The organism is Methylobacter sp. sgz302048, assembly GCF_052162025.1.
Lineage (GTDB): Bacteria > Pseudomonadota > Gammaproteobacteria > Methylococcales > Methylomonadaceae > Methylobacter.
Genome location: NZ_CP197401.1, coordinates 1843129 through 1865019, shown reverse-complemented (window position 1 = coordinate 1865019; position 21891 = coordinate 1843129). Strand labels below are relative to the sequence as shown.

The 21891-nt window shown below is 58.6% G+C and carries 13 protein-coding genes; 4 read left to right on the top strand and 9 right to left on the bottom strand.

Annotated elements, in window-relative coordinates; translation table 11 throughout:
* Positions 1 to 374: 374 nt before the first annotated feature.
* Positions 375 to 8030 (bottom strand): toxin TcdB middle/N-terminal domain-containing protein, encoded by a 7656-nt coding sequence (locus ACTNE6_RS08500; protein ID WP_442499339.1) that lies wholly within the window; start codon positions 8028 to 8030, stop codon positions 375 to 377.
* Between the two features lie 178 nt (positions 8031 to 8208).
* On the opposite strand from ACTNE6_RS08500, the gene ACTNE6_RS08495 reads away from it, so the two are divergent.
* Positions 8209 to 8664: a hypothetical protein gene (locus ACTNE6_RS08495; protein WP_442499338.1), complete on the top strand. Its 456-nt coding sequence runs from the start codon at positions 8209 to 8211 to the stop codon at positions 8662 to 8664.
* 7 nt (positions 8665 to 8671) lie between these two features.
* Positions 8672 to 9646: an integron integrase gene (locus ACTNE6_RS08490; protein WP_442499337.1), complete on the top strand. Its 975-nt coding sequence runs from the start codon at positions 8672 to 8674 to the stop codon at positions 9644 to 9646.
* A gap of 176 nt (positions 9647 to 9822) precedes the next feature.
* Here ACTNE6_RS08490 and ACTNE6_RS08485 read toward each other — a convergent pair whose 3' ends face one another.
* Positions 9823 to 10101, bottom strand: a complete 279-nt coding sequence (locus ACTNE6_RS08485) for a hypothetical protein (protein ID WP_442499336.1) — start codon at positions 10099 to 10101, stop codon at positions 9823 to 9825.
* 327 nt (positions 10102 to 10428) lie between these two features.
* Between ACTNE6_RS08485 and ACTNE6_RS08480 the strand changes: the two genes are divergently transcribed.
* Positions 10429 to 10821, top strand: a complete 393-nt coding sequence (locus tag ACTNE6_RS08480; protein ID WP_194970418.1) for a Rap1a/Tai family immunity protein — start codon at positions 10429 to 10431, stop codon at positions 10819 to 10821.
* A gap of 12 nt (positions 10822 to 10833) precedes the next feature.
* Positions 10834 to 11121: a glycine zipper domain-containing protein gene (locus tag ACTNE6_RS08475; RefSeq protein WP_194970419.1), complete on the top strand. Its 288-nt coding sequence runs from the start codon at positions 10834 to 10836 to the stop codon at positions 11119 to 11121.
* Positions 11122 to 11398: 277 nt separating this feature from the next.
* On the opposite strand, the gene ACTNE6_RS08470 is transcribed toward ACTNE6_RS08475, so the two are convergent.
* The 7 genes from ACTNE6_RS08470 to nirB all read right to left on the bottom strand — a co-directional run bounded on the left by ACTNE6_RS08470 (position 11399) and on the right by nirB (position 21742).
* Positions 11399 to 11962: a YSC84-related protein gene (locus tag ACTNE6_RS08470; RefSeq protein ID WP_442499335.1), complete on the bottom strand. Its 564-nt coding sequence runs from the start codon at positions 11960 to 11962 to the stop codon at positions 11399 to 11401.
* Positions 11963 to 12284: 322 nt separating this feature from the next.
* Complete coding sequence (locus ACTNE6_RS08465; protein ID WP_442499334.1) at positions 12285 to 13679, bottom strand: sensor domain-containing diguanylate cyclase; 1395 nt, start codon at positions 13677 to 13679, stop codon at positions 12285 to 12287.
* A gap of 128 nt (positions 13680 to 13807) precedes the next feature.
* Positions 13808 to 14497 (bottom strand): retropepsin-like aspartic protease family protein, encoded by a 690-nt coding sequence (locus ACTNE6_RS08460; RefSeq protein ID WP_442499333.1) that lies wholly within the window; start codon positions 14495 to 14497, stop codon positions 13808 to 13810.
* Positions 14498 to 14957: 460 nt separating this feature from the next.
* On the bottom strand, positions 14958 to 17615 hold the full coding sequence (locus ACTNE6_RS08455) for a molybdopterin-dependent oxidoreductase (RefSeq protein ID WP_442499332.1): 2658 nt from the start codon (positions 17613 to 17615) through the stop codon (positions 14958 to 14960).
* The gene (locus ACTNE6_RS08450) at positions 17612 to 18841 is read right to left on the bottom strand and encodes an NAD(P)/FAD-dependent oxidoreductase (RefSeq protein WP_442499331.1); all 1230 of its coding nucleotides are present in this window, start codon (positions 18839 to 18841) and stop codon (positions 17612 to 17614) included. The genes ACTNE6_RS08455 and ACTNE6_RS08450 overlap by 4 nt, the downstream gene beginning before the upstream one ends.
* A 28-nt stretch (positions 18842 to 18869) precedes the next feature.
* Entirely contained in the window at positions 18870 to 19205 is a 336-nt protein-coding gene (nirD, locus tag ACTNE6_RS08445; protein WP_442499330.1) for a nitrite reductase small subunit NirD, read from the bottom strand.
* A complete protein-coding gene (gene nirB / locus ACTNE6_RS08440) occupies positions 19202 to 21742 on the bottom strand; it encodes a nitrite reductase large subunit NirB (RefSeq protein ID WP_442499329.1) in 2541 nt (846 codons plus the stop codon). Before nirB ends, nirD begins: the two co-directional genes overlap by 4 nt.
* Between the last annotated feature and the right edge of the window lie 149 nt (positions 21743 to 21891).

Sequence of the window (21891 nt, the reverse complement as noted above, 5' to 3'; positions counted from 1 at the left end):
TGAGTTAGGCGGCGGATCAAGGTGGGGCGACTAGCCTGAATATTTCACCACGAAGGACACGAAGTACACGAAGGCTTTTCAATTCAAATATTTGCAAATATTTCATAATGAGCTCATGAAGTTATCGGTGAGAAATGATAATGCCATGATTTTCTTCGTGTTCTTCGTGTTCTCTGTGGTTTCATGAAATATCCGGGCTAGGTCTGGCTTGATCTTGGGAGACCAAGTGCGCCGCTTCATGACTGGCACTGGCAACGCTTGACTGCGGCGACCGACTCATAGAACCCACTTCTCGCGCGCTGCACGGCCGTGCGCTGGTTGAGCTAACCATGCCACCCCGCCTCCACACGACGCTTCGCGCCGTGCCCCACGTGTTAAAACCCGAAGAACGTGGGGTTGGCCAAAATCTCCATGATTGTGAAGTCTGGGTTGTCGTGGGTGAACACCGTGCCCTGCCCCAAGTTGTAGAGGAAGTGTATGTCCCAGATGCAGTCCGTGCAGCCGCGGGTGGACGTGCCGAACGCGCCGCGGAGAAACCCGTTCTTAATGCCCCATTTGGCGCCGACCAGCTCCGCGTGTGTCCCATTGCGGGTCCATGGCACGAGGTACTCTCCCGGCTTCAACACCAGGTTCCTCTGCAGCCACCGCAGCGTGTCGGAGCGGTTGGTCGAGATCACGCGCTGGGTGACGCCGCTCTCGCTCACCAGGTCGGCCACTGAGATCGTCGAGCGTCCGAGCCCCGGCGCGTCCTTCACCGCCTCGTTGAAGATCTGCTTCGCGCGGCCCACGCGGCTCATCCTCATCCCTGCCATCAGAAGCTTGCCGCCCCCACCGGTGCTCTCGAAGGCCCTCACGCCGCCCATCAACAACCCGCCGCCGCTTCCGACAGTGAGCCCCTGCTCGACATGGCACAGCTCGTTGAACCAGGCGGCGGTCCTGCCGGCGGTGATGTACACCGATGCCCCGACCCCCCTCAGCGCGGAGCTGGCGGCCGAAAACAACCCCGCCCCGAGCTCATATGCGCCCATGCCTCCCAGCAGCAGCGAAGAGGTGGCCGCCGTGATCCCGGTGCCCACCAGCGCCGTTTCGTTTTTGGTGACGCCTGCGTTGAAGCCCTCGATCACGCTCGCATCCACCGTGCTCGCCCAGGTCTCGGGCCGGCCCAGGGCCTGCCAGAACGGAATTACGGCCGGCGACATAACGCCACTGTTCCGGGGGGGCGCGTCCGGCAGAGGCCGGGATTCGCGTGGAACCGGGCGCCGGCCTGCCGCCTCGCTCGGGTCCGGACCCTGCCCACCCCCACCATCGCCGGAACCCACTTGGACACCGCCGTTCGACCCCCCACCAATCGGATCGCACCGCTCGAAGCCGATGCACGGCTGCAGCCCGTTGGCGTCGCTCGCCTGGATGACCCTTCCGCCCACGTAGGAATACGGGTTCAGGTCCGGCAGGCCCAGACCGTGGATCGTCAGCGGGTCGGGGCTGAGCCACTGCCCCAGGTTGGGCAGGTAGTAGCGCGCCCCGAAGTAGACGAGCGCAACGGCCGCGTCCTCCTCCTTGCCCGTGAACCCCTCCCTAGCGGTCGCGCCGGCCCAGCGCGCCGGCCGGTAGGCCGACTCCAGGCCGCCGTACGGCAGGTAGCTGAGACGCTCCACCAGCTCGCCGGTCGCCTTGTCCACGACCGAGCTGGGCGAGCCCAAGTGGTCGCCGATCGACAGCAGTACGTGTTGCGGGGACGGGCCGGGCATACCGGGCCTGTGGACGACCCGGGCCAAGCCGGGGACGGCGATCTCTTCGGTCGCGGCCGTGCGCGCGTAGGCGTTCGCGGCCGAATCGTAGGCGGCCCCTTCGAGCCGGATCAGCCCCAGTGGCCAGGCGCTGTGGGTGAGCTCGCCACCAGCGTTGCTGGCGGCGCTGCGCAGCACACGCGCGCCTACCGAATCGTAGCGATAGCGCAGGTCAGCGGCGGGCGCCGAGGCGGGCACGGCCGGATACGCGGGCACGTTCGCGTCGATGGTTGAGAAGTCCCAGCGCCGCGCCCGGGCCAGCTGCCCGCTCTCGTCCCAGTCGTAGATCAGACGGTGCGAGCAGACGCCGCTCGGCGCGGAGCACGCGCTCCGCTTCACCGTAAGGGATACCAGGTTGCCGGCCGCGTCATACTCGGCGGCAACGTCGCCGTTGGCGGCTGTCACCAGCCGGTCGGGCCCCGCCTCAAAGTCGCCGCGCACGATGTCGCCCAGGGATCGGTCGAACAGAGCGGTCGCGTCGTCGATGGTCTGTGCTAGGTTGCCGAAGTCGTCGAACTTCAGGCTGAGGATAGCGGGGCGCTGGGCGCTGGCGGCTGTGGGGATGCCAGGCCGGTCGCTGGCGGCCGCTGGGGCGTCCGGCCCGCCCGGGTACTGATAGAGTGCGCCGGTCAGTCGCCCGATGTTGTCGTGGGAGAAGGTACGGTTGACGGGCTTCGCGCCGTCCGGCCATGCCGCCGGGCTGCGCAGGTCGTCGATCCCGGTGAGCAGGCCCGTGCTGTCCGTGTGGAAGAGCAGGTCCTCCAGCACGGTCTGGGTGGTGGGTGGGTCCCCGACCCCGGGCGGCGTGTAGCCCGCGACGCCGATCGTCCACAGACCGGGCGCCGACCGGGTGGCCCGGAAGGTCGCCAGCGAGCCGGACGGGCCGTAGGTCGTCTCGAGCCGCGTGCCTGCGGCGTCGCCCATCGTTAGCGACACCGGTCGACCGAGGGCGTCGTACACGGTGCCCGTCACCAGATCGCCGTAGCTGCCGCCGATCCGGGTGACCACGCCCCGCTGGCTGTAAGCGAAGGTGAGCCTGCTCTGCCCCTGCGAGTCGAGCAGCTCGGGCGCGGAGACGCCGGTCGTCATCGCCAGCAGGCGGTCCGCGTCGTCGTACTCCGTCACGGAGCGGAACCAGTCGGAGGCGTAGCGGTCGGACAGGGACACGGCGCCCGGCCACACGGCGTCGAGGCCTGCCGGCCGCGCCAGACGCCGTGCCGCGCCGACGAGGCGGCCCCGCGCATCGTAAGCGAAGCGCGTGTGCACCGCCCGGTCCCGCACCGAGACCAGTTGCCCGGCCAGGAACTGCGGGCTCGAACCGTAGTCGGCGATCTGCCCTGGTTCGGGTATGTCATAGCGGAAGAAGGCCTCCGTGCCGGTGCCGTCTGCGAGGTTGGGCGGCGTGTATGGGGCCTGCGAGCGCAGGCAGGGCGACAGGTCCACAGCCACGAGCCGCCCAAGCGGGTCGTAGCTCTTGTTCCAGCCGCAGCCACGGGCATCGCTGGTGCCCACCAGGCGACCGCCGAAGTCGTAGGCATACCGCCAGGCGTGCAGGGCAGTGACCTGCGCCGGGTCGACGAGGAAGCCGGTCGCCGTGTTGGGCTCGGCGTTGAGCACCATGCGGCCCAACGAGTCATACTGCATCCACCGCACGACTGTTGGCGGCTGCAGGTAGAAGGGACTGATTGACTTGCGCATGATGCGCGCCGCCTCCCCGCCCACCAGGTAGTCGATCGAGACCACAGACTCGCTCTGGCCCACGAGGCTGCGCTGCTCCCGCAGTCGCCCGTGCCCATCAACCGACACGCGGCTCCCCCGGCCGGTCGCATCCCGGCTCTCCAGCGATAGCGGTCGGTAGATGCGCCGCCCCGCCATCGTGCCGTCCGCCCGCACGAATTCGGCCGGGCGGTCGAAGCTGTCGAGCTTGATTGTGGACCGGGGAGTGGATGGCGTCGTGAGTGGATGGGCGGCCGGGTCACCGGAGTAGAACCAGGGCCCGTACGTCCCCACCACCGCGCCCGCCGTATTTCTCTGCGGCAGCCCCGCCCCAATCCAGGTGCCGCCGTCTCCCGCCGCCGGGTCGGCTTGGCGCAGCGTCAGCAACTTTTGGCCGAAGCCGTCGCTGTATTTCCATTCCACAAGGCTGCTACCCGGGCCAATGCGCGCTTCCGTCCGCATCCGCTGGACCGGGCCGCCGGGCTGGACGAAGTACTGCACCGCCAGCGATGGCTGCGGCTGGGGCGCGCCGGTGGCCGGGTCCGGCAGGTAGGCCGCCGTCCACCGCCCCAAGCCGTCGTACAACTCCCTGGAAACTGCCCCGTTGGGCTCCGTCGTGTTCAGCACGGCCTGCAGGCCGCCGTCCCAAGCATAGGCGGTAACCAGTTCGCGCGTGCCGGTGCAGCCGTCGGCGGCCGCGCGCTCGCTCACCAACAACTGTGCGTACGCGCGGTCGTAGTCGAAGAAGACGCAGGTCCCGGCGGGCGCCTCGTGGCGCACTACGTTGTCGAATGCGTCGTAGTGGTAGGAGCCGAGCAGCGCCAGGGTAGTGTAAGATGCGCCCGGCGGCGCCGGTGCCGTCGCCGCCAGCGGGTCCTCGTGCCGCCGATCTAGGGGCAGCGTGCCCAGGAGGATGGATTGAGCGGCAGACAGGCGGCCGGCCTCGTCGTACTCGTACAGCACCGTCCGTGGCAGGTCGACGGGAACGCCGGGCCGCGCCACGAAGGGCTCCGTTCGCGCGTGATCCACGAGGAAGCGCCAGTCCGGCCGCAGCGGATGCATGGTCCAAGAAGTGACGATCGGATCGTCGATGGCCTGGCCGTCTGCCTTGATCCGCCCGTGGTCCGTCATGGCGATCGTAGTGCCGAACTCGTCCGTGTCCAGCGTCGTCCGGAGGAGCACGCTGTGCCGGGCGCGGACCGGTGAGCGACCGGTCCAGATCGGGCCGCCGCCCTCGCGCGCCTTGAGTCGGATCGTTTGCTCGGCGCTCGCGTTGATGGGGTCCCAGGCGGTTGTGTCGTAGAGCCGAGTGTCGACCCGGGCGACGGATGCCGTATACACCGAGCGACCGTCCAATCCTTTGGCGAGGGACTGCACGTCATATGAGTAGGACGTGGTGGAGTGGTACTGGCCCTGCGCGTCGCGCACCTCTACTGTCAACAGACTGCCAGAGGCAACGCTCTGCTGGAGGAAGGTGTAGTCGGTGGAGCCGCAGAAGCCGCCGGGGCAGGAAGGTATGAAGAAGGTGTACTCGGTCGCAGTCTGCGGCTCACCCTGGAAAATGGTGACCTTCCGGAAACCACGCAGCCGCCGCTCCCAGCCGTCCCAGGCCGGGTCGTCGTAGTTGTAGAAAGTGCGGATCGGCTCAGCGCCCTGGACGCTGGTGCTCGTGGTCACGCGCTGCACAACCTGCATGACCTGCGGCAGCGGCTCGGGCCAGGGTTTTTTTGTGATGAGCGCGGTGCGCGCCATGTCGCCTGTGCTCTCGTAGGCGATCTGGGTGCGCGCCCCCAGCCCATTGTTAATCTCGATCAGCAGCCCGGGCCGCGGCGCCCAGGCATCGGGCGCGAAGGTCGAGATGATGGAGCCAATGCGGTGGAGGTCCAGGGAGTCTATCTCATCCCCAGCGGAGGTGACGATGTCGGCGATGCCATTGCCGTTCATGTCCGCGGTGGTCACCAGTTCCACGTTGTTGTCCACGGCGGTGGGCCAGTCTTGCCCGAACCAGAAGGCAGGAATGACGATGGGGGCGCGGAAGAACCAGCCGTCGTTGTTGAAGGCTACGCGCAGCTCGTCGCGGTTCCACGAAACGAAGTCGGCATACCCGTCGCCGTTCACGTCGGCGAGAATCAGCTTCTTCGGCGACTGGTTCAGTCCCCGGTCGAAGGGCAGCATGCTGTTCGGAAGAGCGCTCGTCGTCGGTGTGGTGCAGGTGCAGCCCACGCCGCGGCAGGCCGTGAAGTTGCCGCGCCCGTCACTCGGCCAATAGCGCAACTTGTTCGCGCCCACTGCCACCAAATCGTCCAGGCTGTCGCCGTTCATGTCTGCCAGGTGGACCGATTGCTCGCCGTTTGGCCAGTCGCCGTCCATGTCCTCAGGTGAAGGGCCGAAGCAGGTGGAAGAAGTGTCCATGTAGTCGATCGAGCCGTCCGGGCTCCGCCTGGCCAGGTACACCCCGATGTGGGCGCGCGTCCGCCAGTCGGCTGGCCGCGGGTATCCGATGGCGGTCCAGGAGCTGTCGCCAAACGGGAAACCCGAGTCGGTCTCATCCGCATAATTGAGCAGATCCAGCAGTCCGTCCCCGTTAACATCGCCTGCCAGCTGTATCCGGCCGTAGCTCGGGAGCGCCCCGATTAGAAGGGGCGTAGGCTGCTCGAGCCCCTCCCAGCCGGAGACGCCAAGGTTCGGCACGGAGGTGCTTGGAGCGAAGTCGAGCGCGCCCACCACGGACGGCAGGATCCAGCGGGCGCCCGTCTCGCCGCGGGAGGTGAAATCGCCGGTGAAGGTGTAGCCGTATCCGGTGAAGGCGTAGCCCTCGTTGCGTATCCAGTCCGGGACGTGCCAGGTGCCGTTGTCGATGGCGATTCGGTTGCGGCGGTCGGCCGGTAGGGCGGCTGAATTCACATCGCGCCGGACCTCGATGAAGTCGGGCAGGCTGTCGTTGTTGAGGTCGAGCGGAATCAGGTTGAGGCTGCTTCCCCCAGGCAGCGTCAACGATGGAAAGAGGCTGTTGCTTCCCCCAGGCAGCGACGATGGAAAGAGGCTGTCGCTTCCCGCCCACGGCGTCATCGACGGAACGAAGAGCACCGAGCTGGGGATGCGGTTGCTTTCCGGAGCGGAGTAGCGGAGTGTGACTGCGGGCAAGCGCGGGCAACTCGAGGCGGGCAGCGCGCCGGCGACCTCCTCGAGCGGCGCGTCGCATCGCCCCTCCATCTGGACGCTCGTCAGGTAGGAGCGGTGCCCCTGCTCGTCGTAGGTCAGGTGGTAGCGCCGTACCATCTGACGAGGCCGCTCCGGCTGCTCGAAGGGCTTGCTCGCCACGTCGATGCGCGCGACGTGGTAGTCGGGCGTTGCGCGCCAGATCGGCGCGTAGGAGTTCCGGATCTGGATGGGGCGGTTCCAGTCCAGCCGGATGTGGTGGGCGAAGGTGTCCAGCAGCGGCCAGTCGCGCCCCCACTCCGCCGGCGGCGTGTAGTACACGTCCGTCAGCGAGCTGAGGCCCGTCTCGCCGAGCTTGCGCCACTGGTAGACGACGATGTTGCGCGGTTGCCCACCATCGGCCGCAGGGTCAAAGCGGCGGGCCAGGCGCCACCGGTAATTAACCTTGATCGTGTAGAGGCCGAGGCTGTACTGCCGCCACCGGACGTCCTGCTCGGTCGCGAACTCGTCCCCGGGCAGAGGGAGCACAGTCGCCCGGCCCAGCTCCAGCATCTCGCCGCCCCGGTACTGGACGAGCCAGGTCTTGCGGTCGCGTGACCAGAAGAAGCGCGCGAAGGCGCTGTCCTCGGCGAGGCGGAAGTAGATCGCGCCGTTCTCGGCCCAGTCAGGCAGGACGCTGCTGTCGGGCGTGGTACAGCGGTGCCGGGTGGACCCCACCTCGCATAACGGCACCAGCGGCTTGCCGTTGAAGGCGAAGGGGGTCATTCTTTCGTATCTCTCGTTGTACTCCTGCTCGGTGTTTTCCCCCGGAGTCCCGGTGCCGATTATGTCCTCCGGAAACGGGTCGTCTCCCAGCAGGCTATCGAGGGGCGGACCGCCCGCCGGGCCCTGGCGTTCGATTGCCGGCAGGTTCAGCCCCCAGCCCATGCCCGCCTCTCGAATGCCGGACGCCGAGCTGTAGGAGAGGCCGAGCCCGGGCTGCGACGCGCCGCGCGCCGCCGGGTAGTCGATGGCGACGGCGGTCCGCAGGACGCCCGACGATGGCTCCACCGTGGCCATCTGCAGCGCGCCGGTAAAGACGGCGGCGCTCGATTCGGTGAAGCTGGGGCCGACGCCGCCGGCGACGGGGGACTGGGCCGTGGCAGGCACCGCGATTGGGAGACTGGTGACCATCATCACGACGACGAGGGCGAGTCGAAGACTGAAGCTTGTGAAGTGCGATACCATGTGCGTCTCTCCCGTGTGTTCTGAGGGCAACCGCAAAGGGCGAAGCGTGTAGGGGGAGGATTGAAGCTTGTAACAAAAGCAGCGACCACAAATCTTGATGAGCGCGCTCTCGACCTCGGGCGTCAGCAACTTTCTGCTCATGCTGCGATCACCAAACGACTGTTCCGAAGCCTAACGAATTATTTTCTAGGTCTGTATAACTACACCTGACTTGATTCGACCGCAAGCAAAAATAAAATTAAGAAATCGCAATACTTGATTTACTAGGCGGGATAACATACATTTCTAGCATGATAAACAGATAAGGATAACGCATCTCATGCGCCTCTTGCCAACCGATCTAGCGCATCAGTTCGATGTTTTATTGAACCCAAAAGGGCTTGATGGTCGAGACAAGGCCACGGACTTAAAATGGCTATGTTTTTATTGGGATTTCTGCCATCAATACCATTACGATGTTTATCGTTCTGAGAGTCTGCCGTCATTTTTAGATAAGTTGCGAGAACAGCGGCAATCCGACCCGCAGCGAAATCAAGCCCGGCAGGCAATTGCTTGGTTTTATCGTCTGCAACCCATTATGACCGTTACCTCAAGCGTCTTAGCCCCCTCAGAAAATTTAGTGGCTATGAGTCGAAATTCGGATGCCGCGCTAAAGTCTGTCGTTTTGCCTTTGAATACAGAAATCGAAAACGCCACGACCTCGACCACTCGTTCGCCGATACTGGCTCCGCGCGACAGCAAAAGGCCGAGCCATCCTGATAATCATAAGCAGTAGGCCAATTGTGCAAACCGGCTGCAGATGGGTTTTCGTCTTTGATACGCTGAACAGTGAAATCAAGCTTCGCCACTATTCGCCGAAAACCTTGAAAGCCTACCGCGGCTGGACACGGCATTTTCAGACCTTTACTAAAGCTAAGGATTACCGGGAGCTGACGCAACAGGATGGGGCCGACTTTTTAAGGTATCTCGCGGTCGAAAAACAGGTTTCAGCTTCCAGCCAGCATCAAGCGTTCAATGCCTTGCTGTTTTTGTATCAACACGTGTTGAAAAAGGATTTCGGGGAGATTAAGGGTGTTGTGCGGGCAAAGCGCCGGCCTTATATTCCGGTGGTGTTGTCGCGCGAGGAAATCGAGTTGATTTTCGACCATCTGTGCGAACCCGTCGATCTGATTGCCAAGCTCTTGTACGGCTGCGGTTTGCGCTTGTTCGAATGCTTGAATTTGCGGGTGCATTGCTTCAATTTCGACGCCGGCATTTTGACCGTACACAGCGGTAAGGGGGAAAAAGACCGGACGGTGCCGATACCGCAAGTTATCGTGCCAGAATTAAAGCTGCAATTGCGAAAAGTCACGGCTATTCATGAGGCGGACCTGCAAGCGAAATATGCCGGCACTTTTCTGCCCGATCAACTCGAGCGGAAATATAAGAATGCCACCAAGGAATTTGTCTGGCAATGGTTTTTCCCGGCGCAATCCTTAACTTTACTGCGAGAACAGCAGGAATATAAACGTTACCATATTCATGAATCGGTGGTGCAAAAAGCCATCAAGCGAGCGGCCAATGATGCCAAGATTACCAAACGCGCTTCCGCGCATTCGTTTCGGCATTCCTTTGCCAGTCATTTATTGCAGGCCAATTACGATATCCGCACGATTCAGGAACTTCTGGGGCACAAAGATCTAAGAACAACGATGATTTATACCCATACTGTTCCCAGCAAAACGATCAAGCAAGCCAAAAGTCCGTTGGATTTTTAGAGGGTGCACTGTGCTAATGGCCGATATAAGGTTCTCAGCTGACACTTAAGGATATGAACCGAAAGGCTGGTTTGGGTCGATTTTCACCATTCAATTTTCTAATTGAATCAAGGGCTAACTTTGCAAGTTATCCAATCAAGCCTGGATCTTTGCAAATTCTCTCATCATCGCCCCCCTCAGAATTTAACCATCCACTCTGTACGCAAGCCATAAGCCCCCCTTTCCCGCCCGGCCACAAAAGAATCCAGACGCTGCACATGGTATCTGCCGATAATGCGCTGATAGCGTGCGCCAAAACCTACCGCGCCTTTCTCTTTCTCGCTTTGGGTGCTCGTGCGGGCGCCGACTTCAGATATAAGCTGACTGTCGATGCCGTCGAGAAACATCTGGTAACCGAGCGCCGTGCCGATGGTATCGTCGATTGACTGTCCAAGCGGGATTCGGTAACGGCCCATTCCCATCGGGCCATACAAGATCCCGACGTTTGCAACAGTGCTGCCCCCTCCCCCTGGACTCTGCGCGATCCAAGTGAACCGGTTCCTGCGAATTCCATGTCAAATCCAGTGCCCTTGGAACAATATATTCACAATCCTATCCAATATATCGCATAAGGCAGACTTTGCTATGGACAGCATGAGAGGGGAGAGAAATGGCGTAAACATACATGACGAAAAGGAACGAGACGCTTCTCCATATCAATATAGCGCCCTATTCATAAGGCGCTTCTCCCTGTTGTAGAGAATTTATTTCCCGCTAACAAAATAAAAAACGAGGAATGACATATGCAACTCAAACATCCAATCCCCCTCTTGTTGCTTGCTGTATTTACCATTGGCGCGGCAAATGCCGGCGTTACCGAGGATGATTTCGTAGCCAAGAAGACACAAAATTTGATCAATCTCTGTACGGCTTCGCCGCAAGACCCCCATTATCGGGACGCCATCCATTTTTGCCACGGTTATCTGGTCGGCGCTTTTCATTATTATCAGGCCTCAACGGCAGATAAACGGGAACTGAAGATGCTCTGTGCGCCGGAGCCTAAGCCCTCGCGCAATGAGGTAATCGACATGTTTGTCTCATGGGCTCAGCAGCACCCCGAATACATGAGCGAAATGCCGGTCGAAACGGAATTCAGGTTTTTAAATGAAAAATGGCCATGTAAAAAAGCCTACTAAAGGGGATACGATATGAAAAGATTGTTAATTTTAGTCATAGCGATATTAGCCACTATCAACTTGGCAAGTTGCACCGGCATGTCGGATACTCAGCAACGCTCTTTAACCGGCGGATTAGGCGGTTCTGCCGCCGGTGCCGCCATCGGCGCAATGGCTGGCAATGCCGGCCTGGGAGCTGCCATTGGCGCTGCTGCCGGCACCGCGGGCGGTTATTTGTATGGCAAACATAAAGAATCAGAACAGAGGGCTTATCAACAAGGACAAAGGGATGCCCTACAGCAACAACCGCCGCGTTATTAAATCTATCAGGGCTTGCGCAAGCATGCCTGTGGGGGCGACTTCGCCTAAAGCGCCTACTGTTGGTAGTCGCCTTGTCTATGTGGATATACCCGAATAGGCGACTAAAGTCCCCCCACAAGTTTTAATACAGTGTTTCTCCTTACTTCAGATTGCCTTGTTCCCAGCTTCTATCGATGAAAGAAAAGCAAGATGTGCAAATCCGATCTATAAAACCGGCGCGGCAGGATGCGGTTACAACAGGAATCGCATCCTATCGCGTATCATCTGTCATCTCCGGTTACGGATTGACCCTGGTGATCTTTGACCCTTCCAGATTAATGCCTGCCATCAATCCTCTCTGTCCGAACATGAACGCATAGACATCATCCTTGAGAGTCGTGGTACTCAGATTTCCCGCCGCACCTGCGTCCAGGACAGCCACTGTCGGACCTATGCCGAGTTCAAATCCCTCGCTACGGTCGAGATAGGCAAGCGCTTCATCGTTCATAAAGAATAAAGCATAGTCGAACGACTGCACCCCGGCCTGAAGGCCGAATGAGCCGGCCACGATATTGTAATAACCCGCCGTCCGGCCTCTCTTGCGTAAAGCGCCTTTCCCGTACTGAGCACCGCCAATGAAGCCGGCCTTGACGATATTAGGAAACACCAGGATTCCCTTCGCCTTGGACGCCAGCAGTTTGGCAGAAGGCGTGGTTTCGTAGAGCCTTGCCAGGGCGGCATCCACATCGCGGTCGATCTGAACCGCATCCGTTATATCGGTTTTTTTATCGCCGGTGGATTCGCAGCCGGCCAGAGTCAAAACGAAAATCAGCAACAAGTTGAACATTAGTGTCGGTTTCATGTGCGTACTCCTTTCGTTTCAGAAGATTGCATCGGATGGTGATGCATTCGCCACTTACAACTTCTTTGTCAACTGAGACAACAGTTCGTTCAGTGAAAGGGCTGCGCGATGCCTGTCATTAATTGACGCGCTGGCAGTGCGAATACCCGCAAGGGGCACAAGTGAATTCGCCCCTACACGGCATACTAAAACAGCGCCGCCCCAACGTTTCTATGATACGCGCTAAGCGGCTGCAGTTAATCATCGCCAAACATTCCGAACGGGACCGCCTGTCCCGTCCAGTTATGGAAAAAATCAGCAGAAATATTTATTTCCCTGTTTATCAATCACAGATCTTGAATGTATTGCGACCCATCGCTTTTGCCAGATAAAGACCTCTATCAGCTCTATTAAGCAGCGTCTCTATACTATCCTGCTCTCTACTGAAAACAGCAATTCCGATTGAGATAGTAGTATGCAATACCAAGCCGTCCTCCAGAACGATATCGGAGCGGGCGACGTTTCTTTGCAGACGGTCAGCGACTTCGATTGCGCGTTGTCTGTCTGTCTGGGTAAGCAAGATAGCAAACTCTTCTCCTCCGATTCGGCCCAGCACATCCACTTCCCGAAGCTCTCCTTTCATGATGCGCGCTATTCCCTGCAAGACAATATCGCCCGCTTTATGCCCATATTTGTCATTGACGTTCTTGAAGAAATCAATGTCAACCATAATGACCGCCAGTGTATTGGCATAGCGCTGCATTCTTGCCATTTCAAGCTCAGCAAGTTCCATGAAATACCGGCGATTGGGAACCCCTGTTAAATAATCAATTCGCGCTTGGAGCTCGAGCTCTTCCTGAAGCTTTTTCAATCTTGTAATGTCCTGTACCGCGCTGATCAGGCCCATTGGCTGCTCATCAGCATCTTTTAACAGGGATACTGACAACTGCACCCAGGCAATTGATCCGTCTTTGCGGATATAACGTTTTTCAAGATCGTAACTGATATCCTGACCGTTGACTAACCTGCCCATCAATAGCAAATCGATTTCCAAATCGTCTGAAACTGTGATTTGCTGGAAGCTTTTTTTGACGTTTAATAATTCTTCCCGGCTATAGCCGGTAATACGGCAATACGTATCATTGACAAACTGGAACGTCCCATCCAGAGATACCTGCGCGATGCCGACGCCCGCATTTTCAAATATGCCCCGGAATCGCCTCTCGCTTGCATGCAGCGCATCTTCAGTTTTTTTGAGCTTGTCTACGTCAGTGTGGGTTCCGCTCATGCGCAATGGTTTGCCGTCTCCATCGCGCTGCACAATGCGCGCACGATCAAGAATCCATTTATAACTTCCCTCCTTGGTTTTCATGCGATACATGAGTTCGTGTTCCGTCGCGCGCCCTTCAAGGACAGCATTAATCGATGCCCAGGCCCGGTCCCTGTCATCCGGATGAACAAAGTCCGTCCACTGTTGAGTAGTAAACTCTATATCATCAAATTCGAATCCGAGCATTTCCGCCCAGATAGCATTGCGCTTGACTTCGTTAGTGGCGATATTCCAATCCCAAAAGCCCAATTGGCTTCCCTCCAGCACCCGAGTCAGACTTTCTAAGCTTTGTTTCAATTCATCAGCTTCCTGGCAATCAAATTCAGACTCATTGGTTATGCGCATAAAAATTCCCTGATTCAAGGAAGGGGGTAATTGCGTGTGAACCACATCTACTATTTTTTTCACTTCCAGCTCCTGGCTTTTACCCGCTAAACAATTAACCACAAGCAAAAACAATGCCGTATAAATTATTAATGATCAGTTTAGAAACTGTCGGCTGGCCAATATTCTATGCCGTTAAACAATTGACCACCTCATTTTTTAAACAGGGTAATCAATTTGGTTTGATCATCAATGACCAGCTTATACCGCCCTAAAACGCTCATTCCTAACAAACGGGTATTCCCTAAAAGAGAGTCGTCGATAAAAGCCGCATCGACATTTTCCAGGGTTTCTCCCGCTATTCTGACTTCCTGCAATGTACCGACCTTGGCATTCACTGTGCCGTTCGCCGTTTGCATTTCATGATGGGTTAATTTTTCGTCAGTCATGCCCAGGGCATTGATCATGGACTGCGGCAATACCATCAAATCGGCGCCGGTATCGATCATCATGTCTAGCGTCTGCCATACTGAGCCGTTGCCCGAGATGGATACGGATACCAGAAAATGACCGTCTTGATAACGTGTCGGCAAAACGATGCGGTCGGCGCCGGTTTTCTGTTTTTTATTGATAATGACGACCTGCTCGATCTGGCCTTTGGCATTTCGGCTGATGACATGATTGTAGGCCGCCAAGGCCTGCTGGAGCTGCTGCTCCAAACTGCCGCTCACCCTGACTTTCAGCTCGTTGCCTACTTTTTCCAATCCGGTTACTTGAATATTCAGGCGTTCTTGCAGTGATTGGATTTGACTATATAAGTCGTCATCCTCTTCGACAGCCTTCGCTTGCACGCAGAAAGCGGTCGTGATCAGAAAAAAAAGGGTTATGAAACGCAGGCGCATTCCGGCAGAAAGGAGGCAGCGGATGATTCGGTAACTATCGTCATGGAACCGTAGTGTCAAAGAGCTTAAGTACACAGGTGAATCCCACTAATTAGATACTGAAAAATGGGGGGAAAAGAGGTCTTTTCCCCCAAGATACAGTTATAAAAGAGATGATCCAACGAACTGTAGAAATAAGGATCCGGATAAGCATGCTGAATTCAAACCGACATTAAAACTGCCGAGACCATAACCACCAGAGTTCCTCTCTCCTCTGGCGCCTCCTCCTACACGCATTTTGTATCGACGGTTAAAAAGCAACGCTTTCTTATTACTTTTTCTTTATCCGGATCGGAAAAAGAATAAGCGTCAAGCTAATAATTGTGAATACGTGCAAATACTTATACAGTTATTGACTCTTCGCGTTTTGGTCTTCAACCACATTTTATTTTGGCCCTAGCAGGCAAAAAACGGGAGATTTCTACAAGAGCGCTTTAATCTCGGGCAGACAAGATCCGCAGTTGGTGCCCGCTTTCAAGCAGTTGCCGATATCCCGGACCGTCTTCAGGCCCTGCTCTTGAATGGCAGACCGGATGGTTTTTTCGCCGACATTGAAGCAGACACAAACGATGTTGCCGCAATCCGGTACGCCTTGGGGCGGCATGCCGGTCAACAGCGCTTTCCTGTCCGATTGTTCCAGAAAATCCTTATCGAACAGGCTTGCCAGCCAGTTGCGCTCGGGGAGGTTGTGATGGGGCGAGATGACAAGCACGCTTTCCAGCCTGTTATCGATGATCCGCGCCGCCCGGTAATGCCCCAGTCCGGAATCGTGGTATTCCTGCCAGCCGGGAATTTGCCCGCTGCCCCCTAGCCTGGCTCTCGCCCAGTCCGGCCAGCTTGGCGGCAGCGCGTTTCCGGCCAGTTCATAACGATAGAATGATTCGCCCTTGCTTTTCGCCCAGTACTCGACATCATTGAAGGCCAGTTCGCGCCGCGACAGGATAAAGCCATGCCAGGCGGCCCGATACGACGAAATGCGCACCGGCGTGTGCTTGCTTTCCGGTTGCATGGAAAAAGGATCGATCGCCGGGTTGACCAGCGCCCCCACGCGGCCGCGGCTGGCAAACTGTTCCGACCAGTGCATCGGCACGAACAGGCTGCCCGGTTGCTGATCGGAAGTTACCTGGACGCGGGCTAGCATCGAGCCCCAGGCGCTCTCAAGCAAGGCCAGACTGTCCTGCAACAGGCCATAACGCGCGGCATCCAGCGGATGCACGTCGACAAAGACTTCCGGTTTGTGCTGATTCAGTCTGGCGGCCAGTCCGGTGCGGGTCATGGTATGCCATTGATCGCGCAGACGGCCGGTGTTTAACACCAGCGGATAATCTTTGCTCGGCGCATTGGTCGGCGGCCTGGGCGTGATGGCGACAAACTGCGCCTTGCCCGCTGCATTAAAAAAGCGGCTGTCGTCAAACATTCTCGCCCGGCCGTAAGGATTAGCCTGGTTCACCGGCCACTGTATCGGTTGCAGATTGTCGTACTCGGGCGCGCTGATATTGGCAAAAGCGGAAATATCGAAATCGCGCAGTCCGTGCTGACTGTCGTTTTCAAAGCCTGACAAGGCCGCATGCTCGCGGAAAATATCGACCGGGCTTTGATAGGGAAAGGCTTGCCCGAAACCCAAGCGTCGCGCTACCTGGGTAATGATCCACCAGTCGGGTTTGGCATCGCCGGCCGGCGCAAACAGTGTCCGCTGCCGGGAAATGCGCCGCTCGGAATTGGTGACCGTGCCGTCTTTTTCGCTCCAGCCTTGCGCCGGCAGCAGAACGTGCGCCAGCTTGGCGGTGTCGGTATCGGCAATGCAGTCGGAAACCACCACGAACGGACATAACCGCAACGCCTGCCTGACCTTGTCGGCATTGGGCAGGCTGACTACCGGATTGGTGCCCATGATCCAGACGGCTTTGACCTTGCCGTCGTAAATCGCATCGAACAGTTCAACCGCCGATAGGCCGGGTTTGGCGGCAATAGTCGGGCTTCCCCAGAAGCGCGCCACCCTGTCGATATCGGCCGGATTGGCAAAATCCATGTGGGCAGCCAGCTGATTCGCCAAACCGCCGACTTCGCGCCCGCCCATGGCATTGGGCTGGCCAGTCAACGAAAACGGCCCCATGCCCGGCTTGCCGATGCGGCCGGTCGCCAGATGGCAGTTGATGATGCTGTTGACCTTGTCGGTACCGGATGAGGATTGATTGACGCCCTGGCTGTAAAGGCTCATCACTTTATGATGCCCGGCAAACCAGCGGTAGAAAGTCCGCACGTCTGCCGCAGGCAGGCGGCAGGCTTCGGCCACCTGCTCGATCGATTGACTGCTGGCCGCCGCCGCATTCAGGGCGGCCGCAAAGCCTTCGGTATGCGCTTCGATATAGCGCCGATCGATGGCGTCCCGTTGCTGCAAATACTGCAGCAAGCCATTGAACAGCATGGCATCGCTGCCGCCGGCGATCGGCAGATGCAGATCGGCGATATCGCAGCTGCCGGTTCTGCGCGGGTCGATGACGACAATCTTCAGCTGCGGATTGGCCGTTTTGGCGGCCCGGATGCGCTGGAAAATCACCGGATGGCACCAGGCGGCATTGGAGCCGACCAGCACGATCATCTCGGCCAGTTCAAGATCTTCATAGCATCCGGGAACGGCATCGGCGCCGAACGCGCGCTTATGCCCGGACACCGACGAGGACATGCACAGGCGGCTGTTGGTGTCGATATTGGCGCTGCCGATAAAGCCTTTCATCAGCTTGTTGGCGACATAATAGTCTTCGGTCAGCAACTGTCCCGAGGCGTAGATGGCTACGGCATCGGCGCCGTATCGGGCGATGGTGTCGCTGAATGATCCGGCGACCCGATCCAGCGCTTCCGGCCAACTGCTGCGCTGGCCGTAGACTTTGGGATGAAGCAGACGGCCTTTCAGCCCGACCGTATCGCCCAGCGCCGACCCCTTCGAGCACAGGCGGCCGAAATTGGCCGGATGCGTTTTGTCGCCCCGGATGTTCAGCAGATGCTTGATCTCGTCTACGCCGGCCTCGATGCCGCAACCGACGCCGCAGTAAGGGCACGTTGTCTTCACGTATTCAGTCATAAGGTTGCCATAAGCCCTTTGCCAAAAATCAGTTGTTCTCTGATACCTGAAATATCTGCCTCCTGCTCCAGCAGTTCCTGGTACCAGCTGCCGTCAATTGTATCCTCATACAGCACTGCGCCGCGCAATTTGTTGTCCCGGATCACGAGTTTCTTGTAAATGCCCGAAGACGGATCGCTGAATCGGATGGTTTCGCACTGTTGCCCGTCACCCTGAATATCGCCTACGGAGAACAGGTTGATGCCGGTCACTTTGAGCCGGGTAGCGGTCGGCAGATTGACGTATCCGGCCATGCCGTGCCTACTGAGATGGTTGGCGCAGACTTTGGCCTGCTCAAACAGCGGCGCCACCAAGCCGAATGTGTCGCCGCGGTGCTGGATACATTCGCCTACCGCATAAATGCAGGGATCGTAGGTTTGCAGCGTATCGTTGACGACGATGCCGCGCTCGCAATAAAGCCCTGCCTGCCTAGCCAAAGCGATATTGGGCTGCACGCCGATGGCCAGAACGAACAGATCGCACGCCAGTTCGCTGCCGTCCGTAAAACGCACGGCTTGAATATGGCCCGTATCGTCGCCGACCAGCTCGCTGACCTGGGCGGCCATTTTGAATTGCAGCCCCCGCCGTTCCAGCGCCGTTTGCAGCATATCGCCTGCCTGTCTATCCATTTGCCGATTGAGCAGCACGTCGTTGTTATGGATCACCGTCACCTGCATGCCCTGTACCGCAAGCCCATTGGCCGCCTCCAGCCCCAGCAGTCCGCCGCCCAGCACCACGGCCTTTTTATGCTTTTTGCTGTACGCCAGCATGGTGTTGACATCGAAGATATCCCTGAAAGTGATCACGCCGCTCAGGTCGGCGCCGGGAATATCGGGCACCACCGGCTTCGAGCCGGTGGCGATCAACAGACGGTCATATTCGGCCGCAGTGCCGTCCCGGGCCAACACTTTGCGCAGGCCGCGCTCGATCCGCACCACGGCCTTATCGGGGCCGGCATGCAGGCGGATGCCGCGGCCGGCATACCATTGGCGGTCATGCGTGACGATCTCCTCCAGTGTCTTCTCTCCGCACAACACGGACGACAACATGACGCGGTTGTAATTGCCGTAGGGTTCGGCGCCGAAAACAGTAATGTCGTACTGATCCGGCGCCGCCAACAGCAATTCCTCCACTGTGCGTATCCCGGCCATGCCGTTGCCGATTACCACTAAGCGTTGTTTTTTCATGTCGAGTCCCCAATCTGTGTTTAATAACTCACGCGTCCGCCATTTTTACCGCCACGCGGTCTTCGATGACCCGCACCGGATAAGTAGCGATCCTGATCGCGTCATTTTCGAAACAGGCGCCGGTTTTCAGGCTGTAGTGCTGTTTATACAGCGGCGAGGCCAGCATCGGCTCGCCGCCCAGATCGCCGATCATGCCGCGCGACAGGACGTTGGCTTTGCCGATCGGATCAAAATTGGCGACTGCATAGATTTCCTGAATTCTGGCCAGATAAAACAGGGCGACCTGCCTGCCTGCCACCAGCGCACAGACGCCGGAATCGGGCTGCAGATCATCCAATGTACACACATCGATCCAATTGCTCATGCGACCTCCTCGATCAGTTGAAAATGACGACGTTCATGCGGTTGGGCCGGACGCTTCTGGCCGCGCTCTTCGACATGCACGATATGGTCATCGGCCTCATCGCTGTTGATGAAGTGCTGAAAGCGCTTCAGGCTGTTTTCGTCTTGCAGCGTGGTTTTCCATTCGCATTGATAGCTGCCGATAATGTGCTGCATCTGCCGCTCCAGTTCGTCGCACAGCCCCAGCTTGTCGTCGATGACCACAGATTTCAGGTAATCCAGGCCGCCTTCCAGGTTCTCCAGCCACACGGACGTGCGCTGCAGGCGGTCGGCCGTGCGCACGTAAAAAATCAGCACGCGGTCGATGAGCCTGATCAAATCTTCCTTACTCAGATTAGTGGCGAACAGATCGGCATGGCGCGGCTTCATGCCGCCGTTGCCGCAGACATACAGACTCCAGCCGCCTTCGGTGGCGATAACGCCGATGTCCTTGCTCTGGGCTTCGGCGCACTCGCGGGTGCAGCCGGAAACCGCAAACTTGATCTTGTGCGGCGCCCGCAGGCCCTTGTAGCGGTTTTCCAGTGTTATCGCCAGCCCGACACTGTCATTGACGCCGTAACGGCACCAAGTACTGCCGACACAGGACTTAACCGTGCGCAGGGATTTGCCGTAAGCATGGCCGGATTCGAAGCCGGCATCGATCAGCTCTTTCCAGATAACCGGCAGTTGCTCGACACGGGCGCCGAACAGATCGACGCGCTGGCCGCCCGTGATTTTGGTGTACAAACCGTATTTCTTTGCCACCTTCCCCAATACGATCAGGCCATCCGGCGTGATCTCTCCGCCGGGGATGCGCGGCACGATCGAGTAAGTGCCGTCTTTCTGTATATTGGCCAGAAAGGCGTCATTGGTATCCTGCAAGCCGATGTGCGGTTTTTCCAGAACATATTCATTCCAGTAGGAAGCCAGAATCGAACCGACTGCCTGCTTGCAGACTTCGCAGCCCAGGCCGCGTCCGTGCTGGTCCAGCAGCTCGGCGAAGGTTTTGATCCGGCCGACCCGAATCAGGTTGTACAAGTCCTGGCGGGTGTACGGGAAGTGCTCGCAGATGTCGGTATTGATTTCGACCCCGGCCTTTTTCAGTTCGCAGTCCAGCACTGATTTCAGTAACGCCCCGCAGCCGCCGCAGCCGGTGCCGGCTTTGGTTTCGGCCTTCAGCGCCGGCACCGTGGCGCAACCGCCGGCAATGGCGTTGCAGACATCGCCTTTGGAGACGGCATAGCAAGAGCAGATTTGCGCCGATTCCGGCAAGGCATCCGGCCCCAGCCCCGCCGGTTGCCCGGAGCGCGACGGCAAAATCAAGGCATCCGGGTTTTCCGGCAGTTCGATGCCGTTCAGGCAATACTGCAGCAAGGTGCTGTAACCGCCGGCATCGCCGACCAACACGGCGCCCAGCAAGTGTTTGCTATCGGCGCTGACCACCAGCCGCTTGTAGATATCGGCGCGGCCGTCCTGATACGTGTAAACCAAGGCGCCCGGCGTTCTGGCATGGGCATCGCCGATACTGGCGACATCGACGCCCATCAGTTTCAGTTTGGTGCTCATGTCGGCGCCTGTGAAGGGCTGTTCCCGGCCGGATAAATGCGCGGCCACGCTGCGCGCCATGCTGTAGCCCGGCGCCACGAGGCCGAAAATCTGGCCGTTCCATGATGCGCACTCGCCAATCGCGTAAATGTCATCGTCCGACGTCCGGCACTGGTTATCGATGACGATGCCGCCGCGCACACCCACGTCCAGGCCGCAGGCGCGGGCGATGCCGTCGCGCGGCCGTATGCCGGCGGAAAACAGCACGATGTCGGTTTCCAGGCTCTCGCCGTCGGCGAAATGCATTTTGTGCAGACACCGCTCGCCGTCCTTGATCAGCGTCGTATCTTTGTTGAGATGGACTGTCACGCCCAAATCCTCGATCTTGCGTTTCAGTAATGCCCCGCCGTTTTCATCGAGCTGTACGGCCATCAAGCGCGGCGCGAATTCGACGACATGGGTTTCCAGTCCCAGATCCCGCAAGGCTTTCGCCGCTTCCAGCCCCAGCAGGCCGCCGCCGACCACCGCCCCGACTTTCGATTGTTTGGCGGCGGCGGTAATGGCTTCCAGGTCCTCGATCGTGCGATACACCAGGCACTGGGTACGTCCATTCCCCGGCACGGGCGGCACGAACGGACAGGAGCCGGTGGCCAGCACCAGTTTATCGTAGTCGACTGTCACGCCGTTGGCTGAAAGCACCTGCTTGCGCTGCCGATCAATGCTGACCACTTTGTCATTCAAATAAAGCGTGATCGCGTTATTCTGGAAGAAACCGTCCTCAACCAAAGACAGATCATCGGCGCTCTTGCCGGCAAAATAGTCCGACAGATGCACCCGATCGTAAGCCGGTCTGGGTTCTTCGCAGAAAGTCACGATTCGGTAGCGGTCTTTCGCAGCGCTGCTGACCAGTTCGGCCAGGAAGTACTGCCCGACCATGCCGTTACCGATGACAACCAGGGTTTGTTTGTTGTTCATGTGCACCTCATATAGCTTTTATGTTGCGTCTGCCGCCCGTTTTGGGCGCCAAATCCCACTGGCTTACCTGAACATTTTTTTGTCCCAAAAAAAAAGGCGACCTGCTATACATGATGGAATCATGCAAACAGGACGCCTTTGTCCATAAC

Coding starts and splice junctions, on each gene's coding strand:
- ACTNE6_RS08500 (WP_442499339.1), bottom strand. CDS start 8,030: ATGAGCAGAAAGTTGCTGACGCCCGAGGTCGAGAGCGCGCTCATCAAG.
- ACTNE6_RS08495 (WP_442499338.1), top strand. CDS start 8,209: ATGCGCCTCTTGCCAACCGATCTAGCGCATCAGTTCGATGTTTTATTG.
- ACTNE6_RS08485 (WP_442499336.1), bottom strand. CDS start 10,101: ATGGGCCGTTACCGAATCCCGCTTGGACAGTCAATCGACGATACCATC.
- ACTNE6_RS08480 (WP_194970418.1), top strand. CDS start 10,429: ATGCAACTCAAACATCCAATCCCCCTCTTGTTGCTTGCTGTATTTACC.
- ACTNE6_RS08475 (WP_194970419.1), top strand. CDS start 10,834: ATGAAAAGATTGTTAATTTTAGTCATAGCGATATTAGCCACTATCAAC.
- ACTNE6_RS08470 (WP_442499335.1), bottom strand. CDS start 11,962: ATGAAACCGACACTAATGTTCAACTTGTTGCTGATTTTCGTTTTGACT.
- ACTNE6_RS08460 (WP_442499333.1), bottom strand. CDS start 14,497: ATGCGCCTGCGTTTCATAACCCTTTTTTTTCTGATCACGACCGCTTTC.
- ACTNE6_RS08455 (WP_442499332.1), bottom strand. CDS start 17,615: ATGACTGAATACGTGAAGACAACGTGCCCTTACTGCGGCGTCGGTTGC.
- ACTNE6_RS08450 (WP_442499331.1), bottom strand. CDS start 18,841: ATGAAAAAACAACGCTTAGTGGTAATCGGCAACGGCATGGCCGGGATA.
- nirD (WP_442499330.1), bottom strand. CDS start 19,205: ATGAGCAATTGGATCGATGTGTGTACATTGGATGATCTGCAGCCCGAT.
- nirB (WP_442499329.1), bottom strand. CDS start 21,742: ATGAACAACAAACAAACCCTGGTTGTCATCGGTAACGGCATGGTCGGG.